The 16,899-nt window shown below is 39.1% G+C and carries 16 protein-coding genes and 3 riboswitches; all 16 genes read left to right on the top strand.

Features of this window, described 5'->3' with window-relative positions; genetic code table 11:
- The first annotated feature begins 19 nt into the window (after nt 1-19).
- The 16 genes from AKG39_RS13680 to AKG39_RS13605 all read left to right on the top strand — a co-directional run bounded on the left by AKG39_RS13680 (nt 20) and on the right by AKG39_RS13605 (nt 16,892).
- A complete protein-coding gene (locus AKG39_RS13680; protein WP_050740963.1) occupies nt 20-1,345 on the top strand; it encodes a 5-methylcytosine-specific restriction endonuclease subunit McrB in 1,326 nt (441 codons plus the stop codon).
- A gap of 592 nt (nt 1,346-1,937) precedes the next feature.
- On the top strand, nt 1,938-2,636 hold the full coding sequence (locus AKG39_RS13675) for a CpXC domain-containing protein (protein ID WP_050740962.1): 699 nt from the start codon (nt 1,938-1,940) through the stop codon (nt 2,634-2,636).
- A gap of 97 nt (nt 2,637-2,733) precedes the next feature.
- Entirely contained in the window at nt 2,734-3,606 is an 873-nt protein-coding gene (locus AKG39_RS13670) for a leucine-rich repeat domain-containing protein (protein ID WP_050740961.1), read from the top strand.
- Nucleotides 3,607-3,666: 60 nt separating this feature from the next.
- Nucleotides 3,667-4,518 carry a leucine-rich repeat domain-containing protein gene (locus AKG39_RS13665; protein ID WP_050740960.1) on the top strand — a complete coding sequence of 284 codons (852 nt, stop codon included), beginning with the start codon at nt 3,667-3,669 and terminating at the stop codon, nt 4,516-4,518.
- Between the two features lie 259 nt (nt 4,519-4,777).
- Nucleotides 4,778-5,302, top strand: coding sequence for an FmdE family protein (locus AKG39_RS13660; RefSeq protein WP_050740959.1), 525 nt, complete (start codon nt 4,778-4,780; stop codon nt 5,300-5,302).
- 89 nt (nt 5,303-5,391) lie between these two features.
- The gene (locus AKG39_RS13655; protein ID WP_050740958.1) at nt 5,392-6,204 is read left to right on the top strand and encodes a class I SAM-dependent methyltransferase; all 813 of its coding nucleotides are present in this window, start codon (nt 5,392-5,394) and stop codon (nt 6,202-6,204) included.
- A gap of 67 nt (nt 6,205-6,271) precedes the next feature.
- On the top strand, nt 6,272-7,360 hold the full coding sequence (locus tag AKG39_RS13650) for an ABC transporter substrate-binding protein (protein ID WP_050740957.1): 1,089 nt from the start codon (nt 6,272-6,274) through the stop codon (nt 7,358-7,360).
- 6 nt (nt 7,361-7,366) lie between these two features.
- Nucleotides 7,367-8,446 (top strand): FecCD family ABC transporter permease, encoded by a 1,080-nt coding sequence (locus tag AKG39_RS13645; RefSeq protein ID WP_050740956.1) that lies wholly within the window; start codon nt 7,367-7,369, stop codon nt 8,444-8,446.
- Entirely contained in the window at nt 8,433-9,188 is a 756-nt protein-coding gene (locus tag AKG39_RS13640) for an ABC transporter ATP-binding protein (RefSeq protein ID WP_050740955.1), read from the top strand. The genes AKG39_RS13645 and AKG39_RS13640 overlap by 14 nt, the downstream gene beginning before the upstream one ends.
- A gap of 147 nt (nt 9,189-9,335) precedes the next feature.
- Nucleotides 9,336-9,516, top strand: a riboswitch (cobalamin riboswitch).
- 457 nt (nt 9,517-9,973) lie between these two features.
- Nucleotides 9,974-10,168, top strand: a riboswitch (cobalamin riboswitch).
- A 125-nt stretch (nt 10,169-10,293) separates the two neighbouring features.
- A complete protein-coding gene (gene cobK / locus AKG39_RS13635; RefSeq protein ID WP_050740954.1) occupies nt 10,294-11,055 on the top strand; it encodes a precorrin-6A reductase in 762 nt (253 codons plus the stop codon).
- A 323-nt stretch (nt 11,056-11,378) separates the two neighbouring features.
- A complete protein-coding gene (gene cbiQ / locus AKG39_RS13630; protein WP_479714963.1) occupies nt 11,379-12,137 on the top strand; it encodes a cobalt ECF transporter T component CbiQ in 759 nt (252 codons plus the stop codon).
- A gap of 11 nt (nt 12,138-12,148) precedes the next feature.
- The gene (locus tag AKG39_RS13625) at nt 12,149-12,970 is read left to right on the top strand and encodes an energy-coupling factor ABC transporter ATP-binding protein (protein WP_050741017.1); all 822 of its coding nucleotides are present in this window, start codon (nt 12,149-12,151) and stop codon (nt 12,968-12,970) included.
- Nucleotides 12,971-13,069: 99 nt separating this feature from the next.
- Nucleotides 13,070-13,822: an energy-coupling factor ABC transporter permease gene (locus AKG39_RS13620; protein WP_050740953.1), complete on the top strand. Its 753-nt coding sequence runs from the start codon at nt 13,070-13,072 to the stop codon at nt 13,820-13,822.
- On the top strand, nt 13,822-14,136 hold the full coding sequence (locus AKG39_RS13615) for an energy-coupling factor ABC transporter substrate-binding protein (protein WP_050740952.1): 315 nt from the start codon (nt 13,822-13,824) through the stop codon (nt 14,134-14,136). The genes AKG39_RS13620 and AKG39_RS13615 overlap by 1 nt, the downstream gene beginning before the upstream one ends.
- A gap of 29 nt (nt 14,137-14,165) precedes the next feature.
- Nucleotides 14,166-14,363, top strand: a riboswitch (cobalamin riboswitch).
- A gap of 217 nt (nt 14,364-14,580) precedes the next feature.
- On the top strand, nt 14,581-15,603 hold the full coding sequence (locus AKG39_RS13610) for a FecCD family ABC transporter permease (RefSeq protein WP_242852621.1): 1,023 nt from the start codon (nt 14,581-14,583) through the stop codon (nt 15,601-15,603).
- Between the two features lie 71 nt (nt 15,604-15,674).
- Nucleotides 15,675-16,892, top strand: coding sequence for an ABC transporter ATP-binding protein (locus AKG39_RS13605; protein ID WP_083439566.1), 1,218 nt, complete (start codon nt 15,675-15,677; stop codon nt 16,890-16,892).
- The last annotated feature ends 7 nt before the right edge of the window (nt 16,893-16,899 follow it).

Below are 16,899 nucleotides of genomic sequence, written 5' to 3'. Positions count from 1 at the left end.
GCTGGGGAGGCGAGAAATAATGGCGAATATAAACTACTGGTTTGTTGGTGCAAATTATAATTATGGCGATCAGACATCGCGGTTTTTAGAAGAAAGTATTTGGGAAAATGGCTATTCGTATAAATATGATGACCTGGTCAAATCAATACAACCTGGGGATCGAATTGCTATTAAAAGAAAAAGTAATCGAAAAAAGAACCTACCCTTTGATTCCCATGGCAAACTTGTATCCGTCATGAAAGTTAAAGCCACTGGCATTGTTACAGGAAATGATGGCGATGGTAAAACGATCCATGTTCAATGGATAAAAGATGAGGAACCCAGAGAATGGTATTTTTTCACCCATATTAAGAACATTTGGAAGGTTGAACGCGATACAGACAATTGGATGAACAATGCACTCATTGAATTTGCCTTTTATGGTAAACCACAGGATATTAATCGATTTAAAAATGATCCGGATTGGAAAGAACGTTATACGGCAAAGCAAAAGATTTCGTATAAGAGTGAGATTATTGCTGCATTAACAGCGTTGGGAGGGGAAGCTCAATTAGAATGCATACAAGAAGAAATCCAGAAGAGAAACAAATTAAAGGCCATTCATAACGATCCGGACTGGTACGCATTGGTGAGAGGCACCCTGCAATGGCATAGCAGCGATTCCAGGTCTTTTAGACAGGAGGAGGATCTGTTCTACAGAAAATCATTTTCCAGTGGCATTTGGGGTCTTCGGGAAAACACGCATGGAAAAATTAAAGAGTTGTATTCAAAGGCGCAGTTTCTTTCCGATATTTATATGAGTGCTTCAAAATATGATGAAATCGTGGTGCTGCTAAAAAGAAAGCGAGCGATAATAATAAAAAGTATACCTGGGAGAGATGAAAATTTTCTTGGGAAAAAGCTGGCATTTTCACTTTTGAAAGAAAAAGATGAAAGCAAAGTTTTGATGATCCAGTGTGATCAGATCATGGCTTCGGAAGACTTTATACTCGGTTATCAGCAAACGGAAGAAGGAAAATTCAATTTAAAGACTAGCGCATTTGTCGATTTTTGCAAAAGCGCCATTGAAGACAGCGACCATGAATATTATCTTGTTATTGATGAAATCAATTGTGGTAATTTAAGTAAAATTATTGCTGAACTATTGCTTTTGATTGAAGGAATGAAACGCGGCACCTTTTATAAAAAAAGAAATTTGGATTTTGATAAGGATTTCTTTATTCCAGAAAATCTATATATTATCAGTACAATAAATACAACAAAGACTTCTTTTTTGTTTATCGAAAACACTTTGCGACGAAGGTTTGACTTTGTTGAAATTGAACCAGACAGTTTAATTGTCTAGCAGATGGATGAGGGATTCAAATCGGATTCCTCCCAAAAGACATCAGGTTACGATTATTTATTAGCTTTTTTGTTTCAGTTGTTGTTTTTAGTGTTACACTTTATTTTTAGATCAAATAATATTGATAAAAGATATTGCGATTCCAAATTTTTGATGATATAATTTGTAGCATATTAATTACATTTAGGAAAAATTTTCATTTAAAAACAATTAATCGATTCAATAGAATCAAAACAAAGCTTTTCTGGTAATTAAAAAAGCGTTCGTTGACAATTTAGCTAAATTATAAAGACTGCCGGGAATCAGGGGCTTCAGATTAAATGATTCTATTAGGCTTGGTAAACAGAAGAAGCGACCTTGTCGTTGTTTACCTAAGAGGAATGTGGGTGAAACTCCCGAACAGATGCGCTACCGTAATTGCTTGAAAAGGCATAAGTCGGGAACTTATTTTTTATAGACCGACATAGTCCTTCGCAAATGAGGATTCATGTCAAGCAAAGTTCTACAGCATATTCTGGAACTTCTGTTAAAAGTCATTTTTTGACTTTGATAGGGGTTCTTTTTTTATTTTTGAAATAAGGAGGAGAAATAAATGGGGATACTTAAAGTGATAAAGCAACGATGCCAAAACTGCAATGAATACTTTGTTGCAACTGGATGTGCAGTTTGTAATGGGACATTGGATATTGATTTAAAAGAAAAATTTCAAAACAGCAGTATGTTTGACTTCAAATGTCCACATTGCGGACACACGTTTAGAAGTATTTATTCAATGCAATACAGAGATGCAGAAAAAGAATACATGATCTTACTGGACTGTGGAGATATTGATAAAGAGAAAATTATAAAAGAAGTATTGACCGATTTTCCCAATTATCGAATCCGGGTTGTTTCGGATCCCATTGCTATGTTGGAAAAAATACATATTTTTGGAGCGGATCTCAATGATAAAATTATCACATATTTGGATCATTGCATTTTTCAGGATATTACGAATGGACGGGCTTATAAAAAGTTGCCCCTGGTAATTACTAAAATATTTTTTGATTCGTGTGATTTAAAATCGGGATTAATTAATTTTGAGGCTATAAGTGATTCAACAAAGCCAATTTTTGTTTCGGAGTCGTTTAAGAAATACGAATATTTTTTGCAGCATCCTATTTATTATGAACAATTTAAAGAACTCGATGGAGAGTATAATATCGATGATAATTGGGCAGAGAAAATTTCGACACTGCGAAAGCAGTTTAGGGAAAATCGAAACAGGGTAACTAAGCGTGTTTGCTGCTGACATTGCTTATGGTAGCAATAAATACTAAAGCATATTAGAAGCGTGCTTTTAGATGTGGTGTAAAGTATGGATGATATGAAAATGGAGAAAAGGCAAAATGGAAAATTATAGCAAGACGGTTGGAAAACCTCAAACACTGGTGTGGCACGCTAATCAGAATACGGAGCAGAAACAAATCTTCGGTTCTATTGAAGCAAAAAAGATCAAAAGCAAACAAATTGAGGTAAAGGCGCCATTTAATAAAATTGGATTCGGAGCATTTAGAAACATCACAAAGGTTAAGCGGATTATTCTGGCGGATACCGTGGACTACATTGGTAATGAGGCCTTCCGAGGCTGTACTATGCTGAATACCATCGAAATGCCCAACCGATTGTGGAGAATTGGTAAAGGTGCGTTTTATGAATGCTTGCGATTGAAATTTTTGGAGATTCCCTTTAAAGTGAAGCGTGTGGAAGAGAAAACTTTTAAAAAGTGTCGGTCATTAAATAACATTATATTGCATAATGGCATCGAATATATTGGCGACAGTGCATTTTTAGAATGTGAAGCGCTGGATAAAATTCAAGTACCGGAAAAAGTGGAAGAAATTAATTTCAGGGTATTTTATGGCTGTAAGAATCTTATCGAAGTAAAATTGCCCAGAGGATTAAAAAAAGTTGGACGTGAAGCATTTTGCAACTGTGGATTTTCAACAATTGAATTAAATGAGAATTTGGAGGTGATTGATGAAAGCGCCTTTTTAAAGTGTAAAAACTTGACTGAAATTGAAATTCCAAGAAGCGTAAAGCGCATCGAAAAATGGGCTTTTCATGGGTGTCCAAAGCTTGTAAAAGTAGTGTTTAGTCATGATCCCGAATATTTAGGCGATTGGATTTTCAATCGGAATAATGTTATCGTGCATTGTAAACAAGGATCACGGGTTGATCAGTACTGTCAAGAATTTGAATACGGATCAAAGTATGTATAAATTGAATTGAAATGATTTGACGCCTTATATTTTTCAAGTTAGGAAGTAGGATGAGGGCTAATGGAAAGTAGAATAGAATACCTTGGCGACCAAAAGGCAAGGATAAAGACGCTTGATAAAAGAAATGTTAAACCTTATGTTCAGGGTAAAATGAAAATTAAAGAGGATTATCAGGTAATCGGACCAGGAGCCTTTGAAAACAAGACAAGCCTTAAAAAATTAATTTTGCCTGAAGGGTTAATAAAGATCGATAAAAGCGCGTTCAAAGGGTGTGCCTCGCTCCGAATGCTTGGGATGCCAAGTACTGTGAAAGAGATAGGAGAAGCCGTTTGTATGGGGTGCACCAATCTTTTAATGATTAAAATTCCAAGCGGATTAAAGGAAATTCCATCAAGGGCTTTTAAAAACTGTTTGTCTCTGCGTCAAATTGAGATGTCAAAAGACAGTCAACTGAAAACAATTGGTGAAAGTGCTTTTGAAAGTTGTGAACATTTAGAATCAATTATCCTTTCGTCCATGATTAAGCGAATCGAGAAACGAGCTTTTTATCGCTCAAAAAGCCTTAGGCATTTTCAATTTCCGGAAAATCTTAAATATATTGGCAAAGAAGCATTCTACTTTTCTGGTTTAGAAGGAAAACTTGTTATTCCGGATTGTGTGAGTGAAATAGGCGAAGGGGCATTTTATCGATGTAAAAATCTTACTGAAGTTGATATCCCCAGCAGTGTTAAACACATGGGGAAATGGGTTTTTCACGGTTGTGCCAAACTTAAATATATCAACATTTTTCACGATCTGGATAGCGTAGGTGATTGGATTATAAATAAAAATGATACTATTATACGATGCCAAAAAGGCTCGATGATTGATGATTATTGTCGCGAATATGAATTTAGAACAGAGTATGTATGAAGAGCCGGAAACAGACTGTCGCTATAATACCAACATATGAAACCGATTATTTTAGTTGACAGAGAGAAATAATTATGAGAGAATAAAATTAATTAAATACATGTATATACAATCAACATATAACCTTGTATGAAACAAGGCTTGCATTTTGAAAATGTTATGAAAATGTATGAAACTATTATCTAATCAATAACCTTGTGTCTGAAGACTCACTTTTGTGGGTCTTTTATTTTTTGTAAAATTAAAGGAGAAAAATGAAATGAATGAACAATTATGGAAAAAGTCGGTAGAATTCCACGGACATCATTGTCCCGGTTTGGCCATTGGTGTACGCGCTTCCCAGGAAGCCATTAAGGCACTTAATATTGAATTTTCTGAGGATGAAGATGTTGTTTGCATCACTGAAAATGATGCCTGCGGAGTGGATGGGGTTCAGGTGATTCTGGGATGCAGCGCTGGTAAGGGTAACCTGATTTTTAGAAATCGAGGAAAACAGGCTTTTTCATTCTTCAACCGAAAAACAGGGGAAAGTCTGCGGTTGGTTTTAAAAGCCCTGCCGGAAATGGAACGGGATGAAATGGAAGCTTATATTCTTCACGAACCCGATGCCAATAATGTTTTTGACTTCAAAAAACCGAATTATGAGCTTCCAGAAAGAGCACGGATTTTTCAGAGTGTTATCTGTGAGGTATGCGGAGAAAAAACCGCTGAGCACATGATCCGGCTTGAAAATGGAAAAAAATGCTGTGTGGATTGTTCAAGTCCCTATACCCGAGGATTCTAAACATTTACTCAAAAGGTTTTAACGAAAGAAATGCGTGAAGGAACACTCAAAAATTTTAAGATTTAAAAATTTGGGGAGGAAAAAATAGGTTGAAATTAGAAGAAATTAAAAAGAAATGGAATTACCAGGAAAGAGATGTTGATGCAAGTGTGGAGATGTGGGATTCCATGGCCGAGCAATTCGGAGACTTTGAAATCCCTACAATAGAAGACAGCTTTTTAATGCAGTTGATTGCGGAAAAAAACCTGATCAATAAAGATGGTTCTGTCCTCGATGTGGGCTGTGGCGCAGGTAAATTTTCATTTGCACTTGCAGATGAGTGCAAGCACGTAACCGGACTTGATCTTTCACCTAAAATGATTGAAAAAGCAACTGAAAAGAAAACTGAACTGGAAAAAGAAAATGTCGATTTTTTTGTAAATGACTGGCATGCTTCGGATCTTGAGAGCCTGGGATACAAAGGTAAATTTGATTTAGTTATTGCAAATATGACTCCGGCAGTCAGAAATACCCAGACCTTTTTAAAGCTGAACGAAGCCAGCAGAGGTTACTGTGTTTTAACAAAGCCGATCAAACGGGTTGATCCGGTATCTGATGCCATCCGGGAAATGCTGGGCATTGGTGAGAAAAAAGAGACTGCAGATATGGAAGTCCTATATGCATTGGAAATTTTATGGCTGCAGGGCATGCTGCCGGAAATACATTATGAGGAGCAAGTCTGGGATATGAAAAAACCCATTGAGGCTGCTTATAAGCTCTATGCCAATCGGATGAAATCATACCGCGAATTAACCCCGGAAGAAGAAAATAAAATCAGAGACTATTTAGTTTCAATTTCTGTGGATGGGCTTGTCGAAGAGAAGGTTGATACGACCATTACCACCATTTGCTGGAAGGCATAAAAAGCAGTTCAGAACGAGATGTTTTGAAAAAGTAAAATTTAATATGTGTGAAAAACAGGAGAATGAAATGAAAAAAGTATTAGCGGTATTGTTGAGTTTAATGATGGTGGTAACTTTCGCAGCATGCAGCAACACCCAGGCAAAAAGCAGTGAAAGTGCAACGACCACAAAAGTAATTACAGATAGTCTGGGGCGACAGGTGGAAGTGCCCACCCAAATCGACAGTGTGGGTTCGCTTGGCGTGATGCGCCTGTTAACCTATATGGATGCGGAAAGCCTGGTAACCGGAGCAACGGACATGGATAATGTTCAGGAATTAACCCGTCCCTATACCCTGGTGAATCCGAATTTTGCAGCATTAAAACAAATTGGTCAGGGTGGCGCCGGGGGAATTGTACCTTTTGACGAAGAGATTACCAAGCTGGCTCCAGATGTTATTTTTGTTGTTTCCGATTATGCCCAGGCAGACGAATTATCCGCAAAAACAGGGATTCCAGTAGTAGCAATTGCCAATCCTGGTCTATTTGACGGGAAAATGAGTGCCTCTATGGATATTATCGGAGAAGTTCTTGGAAAACAAGACCGGGCAAAAGAAGTGAACGCATTTATGGATGCCGCTCAAAAGGACTTAAATGATCGGACAAAAGACATTGCGCAAGCAAGCAAACCCACTGTTTATAATGGCGCATTGAATTTTAAAGGAAAACACGGATTTGATGGAACCAGTGCAAAATATGGCCCATTTGTGGCAATTAACGCCAACAATGTCGTTGATCAAACTGGTCAGAGCGGCGCCTTTATTATTGATTTAGAACAAGTGCTGGCCTGGAATCCGGATATTATTTTTCTGAATCCGGAAAATATGGATCTTGTAAATGAACAAAATGTACAGAATCCGGATTATTTTACGGCATTTAAAGCTGTGAACAGCGGTAAAGTGTATTCACAATTAGCGTACAATAATAATTATACCAACATCGAAATTGCTTTGGCCGATGCGTATTATGCAGGGACAATTATTTATCCGGAAAAATTTAAAGATATCAACATAGAAAAGAAAACCAATGAAATTTTTAAATTTTTACTTGGTGAAGAACTTTATTCAAAATATGTGGCAGTCGGGCAAGGCTTTGGGCCATTGACCATTGGCAAATAAAAAACTATGAATAAAAAAAAGACAGCTTGCGGAGGAAATTATGATCAATATGTACGCCGTAAAGCTTTAATCATAGTTGCTCTGGTGGTGATGACGTTTATGACAGCTATTTTTGCCATATGTGCGGGTTCAGCTGATATTCCTGTCAGCGAAGTCTTAAAGGCGTTATTTGGATTAGGGGCAGCAAAAAATGTTATGGTAACAGTAAATATCCGACTGCCCCGGATTTTAATGGCCATTGTTTCTGGGTTCGGTTTAGCATCGGCAGGCTGCGTTATGCAGGGTGTTCTTAAAAATCCGCTGGCATCGGCATCAACGTTGGGTATTTCCCAGGGGGCTTCATTTGGGGCTGCCATTGCCATTGTCTTTTTAGGAGGAGGCACCATCATGGGGAATAATGCTGATGCAGTGACGATTAATAACCCCTATTTAACAAGCTTTTGCGCGTTTGCCGCATCGATGCTGGTAACCCTTATTATTCTGGGTTTGTCAAAGGCACGCAAAGCCTCACCGGAAACAATGATTCTGGCTGGTGTTGCCCTCAGCTCTCTATTTGCCGGAGCGACGGCATTGCTGCAGTATCTTTCGACTGATGTAGAAATGGCGGCCATCGTTTTTTGGACCTTTGGTGATTTGGGACGGGCCAGTATGAAAAGTATTGGTGTGGCTGCCCTTGTTGCCGGGGGGTCATTTATTTACTTTATGTTCAATCGTTGGAATTATAATGCGTTGGAATGTGGAGAACATACCGCAACAGGACTCGGTGTTAATGTTTCCCGGGTGCGTCTGGTGGGAATGACCTTTGCTTCACTGACGGCCGCAACCATTGTTTCTTTTGTGGGGATCATTAATTTTGTTGGTTTGATAGCACCTCATATCATGCGCCGCTTCGTCGGAAATGATTATCGATTTTTATTACCTGCTTCAGCCCTAATGGGCGCGATGGTGCTGTTAATCAGTGATACCTTTGCCAGATTGATTCTTTCACCGGTTATACTGCCTATTGGTGCCATTACCTCATTTCTGGGCGCCCCGTTATTCTTGTATCTCATATTTAAAGGAGTTGGTCGTAATGCTGAAAATTGATGCTTTGGAATTTGGTTATCGGGCAGGCGGAAAAATTCTGGACGATATTAAATTTGATGTTTCAAATGGAGAATGCGTTGCTATTTTAGGTAATAATGGTGCAGGAAAAAGCACTATGTTAAAGTGCCTGAATAAGATTATTTCACCTCAGAGGGGAAGGGTTGTTATTGACGACGTTGATATTCTTAAACTGAATCGCCTGGAAATAGCCAAGAATACAGCCTATGTTGCCCAAAAGAACGAAGGAAATCAGATTACGGTTTTTGATGCCATTTTATTGGGAAGAAAGCCATATATAAAATTGGCTCCCAAAAAAGAAGATTTCGATATTGTGGAAAACATCATCGCCAGTTTGAATTTAGAAACACTATCATTAAGATACATTGACGAATTAAGCGGCGGGGAATTACAAAAGGTAATGATTGCAAGAGCCCTGGCCCAGGAACCAAAAGTATTGCTTCTTGATGAACCGACCAGTTCCCTTGATCTAAAAAATCAATTGGAAGTATTAAAACTGATCCAGAATATCACCAAAGAAAAACAAATTGCGGTGGTGATTGTAATTCATGATTTAAATATGGCATTACGCTACTGTGATCGTTTTCTTTTCTTAAAAGACAATGCCATTTACTGTTATGGAGACGTTGATGTGATGACATCCGAGAATATTGGAGCAGTTTATCAGGTTTCAGTGGCGGTTGAAAAATATAAAAATCAACGCATTGTGATTCCTCTTGCCTGAAGGACGGCAAATTATCAAAAGAGGAGAGCGGGTATAAAATACAAGCGAATTATTTTATACCCCAATGGTTAAAGAGTAAACAGGTTTAGAAAAATTTGATAAGAAATAAAATACAATTGTCATTGACAACAAAAAAATATTGGAGTATAATGACGTTAATTAAATAATGAACTTGTCCTATATTCAAGGGAAAAAGGTGTAAATCCTTTGCTGTAATCGCAGCTGTAATGCATGATGACTGTCTCGAGACCACTGTTAAGAAATTAATGGGAAGGGAGACAGAAAATTGATTGTTGAGCCAGAAGACCTGTATGTAGTGAATTCTTAAAACCTCCGATTTAGAGGATTGTAAGAGCATTATATTTTTGATTTAAATATGATTCTGTTATCCTTCTCCTTTGGAGAAGGATTTTTTTTTCAAAACTCCTAACCAGCGGAATCTCTTTGAATACCCAGGACATTCTCCAAGTCAGTTATTTAATATGCCTCACCGGGGATGGTGTGTGACTTCCCCGGGTTTAAATTGCTTTCATTAATTTACATTTTTGATAGAAATTATTCCTCCGCTTTGATTTTTCTGGCCAAAAATTAGAGCACAGCGAAAAGAAGCGTATCTGAATTCGATACGCTTCTTTTCATATAAACAATTAGCACATCATTCGCAATATGAAAATTTACGGCGCCATTTTTTTTCTTGATCCCTGAATGGTAAAATAGTATGCAGTATTACAAAAATTGTAGTGACAATAAAATACATCTATGATATATTAATAAAAATAATAAGTGAATAAATAAGTAAAATAGGTGTCGGCTGTAATCCAAGAATTATAAGCTGGTGAAAAGGAAAGTTGGGTGTGAATCCCACGCGGTCCCGCCGCTGTAAGAGAAGAGTTCCTCTAAGAATGCCACCATTAAGTTGGGAAGGCAGGAGGTAATGTTGATGCTCGAGCCAGAAGACCTGCCTGTTTTAATAACGTTTACTCTACGAGAGATAGAGGAGGTTTATTAAAGCATGCATGTTTTGTAATGTTGCCTCATTGTCTTGTAAGAAGACAGTGAGGTATTTTTTGTGCAGAAAATTAGAATGGTCAAACATGGAGGAAGCATGGCAAAAGTACTGGTTATAGCAGGGACAACAGATGCGAAGGAAGTGATTGAAAAACTGCTTAAAATGAATTATGAAACAGCCGTCACCGTTACCACCCGGATGGGATGTGGGATGCTTGACGAATTTAAAGATCTTGATATTTATCAGGGGAAGATGAATAAAGAGCATATTACCAATTTACTGCAAAAGATAAAACCAAGATGTTTAATTGATGCTTCCAATCCTTTTTCAGGAGAGATTACACGAAATGCAATGAATGTCTGTAAAATTCAGGAAATTCCGTATATCCGATTTGAAAGAGAAAAGATGAATTATGATGATCCGAACATTGTGAAAGTTAAAAACTATCGGGAGGCCTGCGAGGAATTGCTGACCTGCGAAGGAAATATTTTATTAACTCTGGGAAGCAACAAAATTGAAGCATTCACCAAAATACCGGATTTTGAAAAGCGCGTGTTTCTAAGAGTGCTTCCGGATTGGAAGGTTTTGTGTAAATGCGAAAATCTGGGTTTTAATCCGAAAAATATTATTGCCATTAAAGGTCCTTATAACGAGTCATTGAACGTTGAACTTTTTAAATATTGCCAGGCTGCTGTTTTGGTAACTAAGGAAAGCGGCAATATGGGTGGGGTTGTGGATAAAATAAATGCAGCCACAAAACTGGGAATGAAAATTATCCTCGTTGACCGACTCGAAGAGGCGTGCACAAACAAATCCAGTTCCGTTGAAGATATTATAAAATTTGTCAGTGGGCTATAAAAATATTGGACACTTATATCAGCGGATCCCGATTGTATCATGTTTAAACGAAAGGGGGATAGGTAAAACATGAATTTTATGGACATTCAAGTTAAGTATGACACGTCCTAGCAATTTAAATTTATCGTATTATGAGCAGCAACGCAAATTAAAATCTGCATATGAGAGAAACTGCTGGAAGGCGAGGTGAAAGTTCTGTGGAAAATATATGGAATAAATGGACGACGATCATTCGTCCCAAAAGTAAAAACCAGACTGGACACAGCTGTGATAAGACCCATCGTCACCATCGTGCTGGACATAAACACGGCCAGGGTTCTGCTATTGATTTTTATGCTTATATCTCTAACATCAGGCACTGGAATCCTGCTTTCAAGGTTACTTTCTCGGTGACGATCCTGCTTCTCTGTATTATATTGAACAGCCCTTATGTCTCAGTGGCAGTGATTCTGGCGATGGCTTATCTTACCGTGGTAAAAGGCGGCATACCATTACATGAATATTTATCGATACTCATGATTCCGATGGTATTCATTCTTTTGAGTACGATTACCATCGGGGTTGATTTTTCAAACCAATCCCTGGGTCAATATAACCTGTATCTTGGTTTTGGTTATCTGTATACTTCCCAGGCAAAGTTGATGGCGATGGTGTTTCTAATGCTTAAGGTTTTCGGAGCCATCAGTGCCATGGAAATGATGACCCTGTCAACACCTTCCACAGAGATTATCAGCGTACTTCGAAAAGCCCACGTGCCAAAGCTGATCATTGAACTAATGAATCTCATTTACCGCTATATTTTCATTTTGCTGGATGTTTATGCTAAAATGAAAAATTCTGCAGATTCTCGTCAGGGTTACTGTGATTTTAAAACTTCCTGTTATACCTTTGGCAGCGTTGCCAGCAACATGCTGGTTGTTTCATTGAAAAAGGCAAATGCCTATTATAGTGCCATGGAAGCCAGATGCTATGACGGGGATCTGCTGTTTTTAGAGGAAGATAAAAAAGTAAGCAAGGTACAGATTATCTTTGGGGCAGCCTTCATCGTTTTTCTGATTTTGCTCTGGATCGTTACAATATGAAAGGGATGATTATGCCAAAACCAATATTAAAAGTTCGCGATCTATACTATAGTTATGGAAATGGGGATGCTGCACTTGACGGCGTTAGCGTGGATATCTATGCAGGTGAAAAAATCGCCGTCATCGGTTCCAATGGCTCAGGTAAATCCACATTCTTTCTGAATGCCAACGGCGTACTCAAAGCCGACCATGGAGAAATTAGCTATCAGGACACGCTTATTAACAAAAAGAACGTGAAAGAGCTGCGAAAAAACATCGGTATTGTCTTTCAGGATGCCGACAATCAGATCATTGCTTCCACCGTGATGGCGGAAGTAAGTTTCGGACCGATGAACTTAAAATTGCCCAAAAAAGAAGTCATCGAGCGGGTGGAAGAAGCACTGGCTTATATGAATATATCGGATTTTAAAAATCGCCCTCCCCACTATTTAAGCGGGGGTGAAAAAAAACGCGTGACCATCGCCGATATCATTGCCATGAAATCAGACATTATCATCTTTGATGAACCGACTGCGGCCCTGGATCCCTTGAATGCCCAGATGCTTGAAGACGTTTTGGCCAAGCTAGGATCAGAGGGGAAAACCATGCTGATTTCCACCCATGATGTAGATTTTGCCTACCGATGGGCAGAACGAGCCATTGTCTTCGCCCAGGGGAAAATTGTTGCTGACGGAACACCATTGGAGATTTTTAGAAACAAGGCAATTTTAGAACAGGCAAATCTGAAACGGCCGGCGATGCTGGATGTATATGAGATGCTGGTTGAAAAAGAAGTGCTGAAAGACACCAATGACTTTCCTACCAGTCCTCAGGCATTAAGAGAACTGTTATGAAAAGCAATGCTTTAAAGGTTATTATTTAAAATTTATAAATACCGATGAATTAAATCAAAATATTTAATAACAGTCGATTGAAAACAAAGAGGAGAAAAAATGAACGTAAAAGAAAAAAGATTTATTGCTGTTGTGGCAGTGATTGCATTAATATTCGGATTCACTCCGGTGGCAAATGCAATGCATATTATGGAAGGTTATCTTCCCGTCGGTTTCAGTATCGCCTGGGGCGTGATCTGTATTCCGTTTTTAGTGGCCGGTTATATGTCCATTAGGAAGACGCTTAAAGAAAATCCTAAAACCATTACCCTGCTGGCAATGGCCGGGGCTTATATTTTCGTTGTCTCATCCTTGAAAATCCCCTCAGTAACAGGGAGTTGTTCACACATGACCGGGACAGGATTGGGTGCCATTTTGTTCGGACCCGCTGCAGTCAGCATTCTTGGTATTATTGTATTACTGTTTCAGGCTATCCTGCTTGCTCATGGAGGATTGACCACTCTAGGCGCCAATACCTTCTCCATGGCGATTGCCGGCCCATTTGTAGCATATGGTATTTACATGTTAGGCCTGAAGGTGAAAATCAAAAAGCATGTGGTTGTATTCCTGGCTGCTGCAATTGGTGATTTATTCACCTATTGTGTCACGGCCTTTCAGCTGGCATTGGCATATCCATCCGAGAGTGGCGGGGTTGCAGCATCCGCGGTCAAATTTCTGGCCGTGTTCGCTCCCACCCAAGTTCCGCTGGCGATTATTGAAGGAATTCTGACCGTGGTGATTATCATCGGACTTGAAACCTATGCCCAGCCTGAATTGAAAGATCTTGGATATCTTACCGGAGGTGTAAACTAATGACAAGCACAAAGAAAACTGTAATTGGTCTATTGCTTATTATTGTATTGATTGCCGCAGTTCCTTTATTCGTTTTACAGGGGGCAGAATTTGGCGGTTCTGATGACGCTGGCAGTGTTGCTATTTCTGAGATTACCGGAACAGAATATGTACCCTGGTTTACACCGGTTCTGGAAACAGCTATTAATGGCGAAATACCAGGCGAAGTGGAAAGTTTATTCTTCTGTATTCAAACCGGTATTGGCGTTGGCATCATCGCTTTCGTGATGGGCAGATTTGTTGAACGCAAGAAAAAAGAAGATAGTAAAAAATAATCCGGAATACTTTTTAAAAGAGTAATTAATTAAATATAAACAAAACAGGTGTCGGTTGCAATCCACTGTATTGCAGGCCGATTAAAAGGGAAGAGGGGTGAAAATCCCCCGCGGTCCCGCCGCTGTAAGAGAAGAGTTCCTCCAGGAATGCCACTGTAGAAATATGGGAAGGTAGGAGGTAATGATGACGCTTGAGCCAGAAGACCTGCCTGTTTTGACAGCTAACACTCTGCGAGAGATGGAGGAGGTTTTTTTGACTATGCATTTTTTGCGACCTCATTGTCTTATTTAAGGACGATGAGGTTTTTTTGTACAAAAAATAGGAACGATAAGGTAAGTTGAAGGGATTGGTAGGATCGCGATTAAAATAAACGGTCATTTAGGTCTGGTATTATCGGGTACGGATAAGGGAGTTGTATGGAGAGTATAAAAAAAACATTATATTTGAATAAAAGCAAATTGGGGAAAATAGCACGGTATCAGTGTATCTACATTGTATTAATTATCGCTTTACTGGCAGCGGTAATAGTCAGTGTCAACTCAGGGACTGTCGATTTATCAGTTTCAGAGATATTTAAAATCATTGTACTAAAAGCCCAGGAAGGCTCTGTGGAAAGTAATGTGATCTGGAAGATTCGGCTGCCCCGACTGATTGCTGCCGGAGTTTTAGGAGGGGCCCTTTCCGTCGCCGGGTTTTTACTCCAAACCTTTTTCAGAAACCCCATTGCAGGCCCTTATGTGCTGGGAATTTCTTCGGGGGCTAAAATGTTTGTGGCCTTTACCATGATCGTTCTTATGAATTATGTTAATGTATTGCCGCCGGGGGTTATAATGCTGGCAGCCTTTATCGGATCGCTTATTTCGATGGGGTTTGTGATCCTGGCAGCAAGAAAAGTAAAGGATATGGCCATGTTGCTGGTAGTAGGGGTCATGATTGGTTATATCTGTGCAGCATTCACTGATTTGTTTGTCAATTTTGCTCAGGAAAGAGATATTGCAAACCTGACAAACTGGTCTATGGGAAGTTTTTCCGGAATCGGCTGGGCAGACATCCGATTGATAACGATAGTTGTTTTTATCTCCCTGGCAGCGGTTATGATGCTCTCAAAACCCATTGGCGCTTACCAACTCGGTGAGGGTTACGCCAAAAGCATGGGAATTAACATAAGAGTGTTTCGAATTCTGATTGTTCTCTTTTCCAGTCTTTTATCAGCAACGGTAACAGCCTTTGCCGGACCCATTGCCTTTGTGGGAATCGCCATTCCTCAGGTCACTAAAATGCTGATGAACACATCAAAGCCCATCATTATCATTCCAACAACCTTTTTAACGGGAGCAGTCTTCTGTGTTTTCTGCGATTTGCTGGCGCGAACCATGTTTGCCCCAATAGAATTGTCAATTGGAACGGTAACCGCCTTTTTCGGAGCACCTTTTGTGATCTGGCTTTTACTTAGCCGTAAAAAGTAAATCGATAACAATATCTAAATACCCATTAATTATGAAAGGAACTGGGGTGGATTTTATGCCCCGAACTTAATATGTATTTTCAAACAGATAATTTATCAGTTGGTTACTGCGGTAAGGCATTAATTAAAAACATTAATATCGGGGTTGAAAAAGGAAAAATTTTATGTTTATTGGGTCCCAATGGTTCGGGGAAATCTACCATCTTGAAAAGTATATCAAGACATTTAAAAAAAATAGCAGGGACGGTTTTTATTGCCAAAGAAGATATGAATAATCTGAACAGTGTGGAGGTTGCAAAACGCTTGTCAGTGGTGTTAACCGAAAAAGTAGCACCGGAATTAATGACCTGTGAAGAAGTGGTAGCAACTGGCCGTTATCCCTATACCAATCATTTTGGAAAACTGACCGATGAAGATCATCGAATTATTGAAGAATCCATGGCAGCAGTCAGCGTATTGGATTTGATGGATAATGAATTTAGTCATTTGAGCGACGGTCAAAAACAACGGGTCCTGTTAGCCCGGGCCATCTGTCAGCAGCCGGAAATCATTATTTTGGATGAACCAACTTCCTATCTTGATATCCGACATAAAATTGAATTATTGGGCATTCTTAGAAAAATGGCAGTAAATCAAAAAGTAACCGTCATTCTATCCCTTCATGAAGTCGATCTGGCAGCAAAACTTGCAGACACCATTATATTGGTAAAGGATAACAGTGTATACGGTTCTGGCTGTCCGGAAGATGTATTAAGTGATACGGTCATCAAAAAACTCTATGGCATTGAAGCCGGAAGCTTCAACATGCTGATGGGAAGTGTGGAATTGCCAAAAACCTGCCAGACAGAACCAAAGGTGTTCGTTTTTGGAGGAGATGGATACGGGACACGATGTTACCGGGCCCTTCATAAAAGAGGCATATCTTTTTGCACCGGGGTTTTGTACCACAATGACGTGGACTATCAGGTGGCGATGAGTCTTGCCAGACAAACAATTTTTGAAAAAAGCTTTCGTCCCATCAGTGATGTGATTTATGAACAAGCCTGTAAAGCGATGCTGAACTGTAAGGTCATCATCGATACCGGATTTGATCTGGATGGCGTGACCAATCGGAATCGACAGCTTTTGGAACTTGCTTACAATACCAATAAACCAATTTTGAGTTTGCGTAAACAGCCTCAAAAAACAAAAGCTAATATTCAATATTTTAATGATATTGGATCCATGATCAGTTGCGAAAAATTAATGCTTGAATCAGGAGAAAAGATCAGTATCAGCATGTGCAGTTAATTTGAAA

This window comes from Acetobacterium bakii (genome assembly GCF_001263355.1).
GTDB classification, from domain to species: domain Bacteria; phylum Bacillota; class Clostridia; order Eubacteriales; family Eubacteriaceae; genus Acetobacterium; species Acetobacterium bakii.
This window is presented reverse-complemented; position numbering and strand designations above follow the sequence as displayed.

What these genes read in the sequence shown, in the direction of transcription:
- AKG39_RS13670 (WP_050740961.1), top strand. Translation starts at nt 2,734, where the DNA reads ATGGAAAATTATAGCAAGACGGTTGGAAAACCTCAAACACTGGTGTGG.
- AKG39_RS13640 (WP_050740955.1), top strand. Translation starts at nt 8,433, where the DNA reads ATGCTGAAAATTGATGCTTTGGAATTTGGTTATCGGGCAGGCGGAAAA.
- AKG39_RS13645 (WP_050740956.1), top strand. Translation starts at nt 7,367, where the DNA reads ATGAATAAAAAAAAGACAGCTTGCGGAGGAAATTATGATCAATATGTA.
- AKG39_RS13650 (WP_050740957.1), top strand. Translation starts at nt 6,272, where the DNA reads ATGAAAAAAGTATTAGCGGTATTGTTGAGTTTAATGATGGTGGTAACT.
- AKG39_RS13625 (WP_050741017.1), top strand. Translation starts at nt 12,149, where the DNA reads ATGCCAAAACCAATATTAAAAGTTCGCGATCTATACTATAGTTATGGA.
- AKG39_RS13605 (WP_083439566.1), top strand. Translation starts at nt 15,675, where the DNA reads ATGTATTTTCAAACAGATAATTTATCAGTTGGTTACTGCGGTAAGGCA.
- AKG39_RS13620 (WP_050740953.1), top strand. Translation starts at nt 13,070, where the DNA reads ATGAACGTAAAAGAAAAAAGATTTATTGCTGTTGTGGCAGTGATTGCA.
- AKG39_RS13675 (WP_050740962.1), top strand. Translation starts at nt 1,938, where the DNA reads ATGGGGATACTTAAAGTGATAAAGCAACGATGCCAAAACTGCAATGAA.
- AKG39_RS13665 (WP_050740960.1), top strand. Translation starts at nt 3,667, where the DNA reads ATGGAAAGTAGAATAGAATACCTTGGCGACCAAAAGGCAAGGATAAAG.
- AKG39_RS13615 (WP_050740952.1), top strand. Translation starts at nt 13,822, where the DNA reads ATGACAAGCACAAAGAAAACTGTAATTGGTCTATTGCTTATTATTGTA.
- cobK (WP_050740954.1), top strand. Translation starts at nt 10,294, where the DNA reads ATGGCAAAAGTACTGGTTATAGCAGGGACAACAGATGCGAAGGAAGTG.
- AKG39_RS13660 (WP_050740959.1), top strand. Translation starts at nt 4,778, where the DNA reads ATGAATGAACAATTATGGAAAAAGTCGGTAGAATTCCACGGACATCAT.
- AKG39_RS13680 (WP_050740963.1), top strand. Translation starts at nt 20, where the DNA reads ATGGCGAATATAAACTACTGGTTTGTTGGTGCAAATTATAATTATGGC.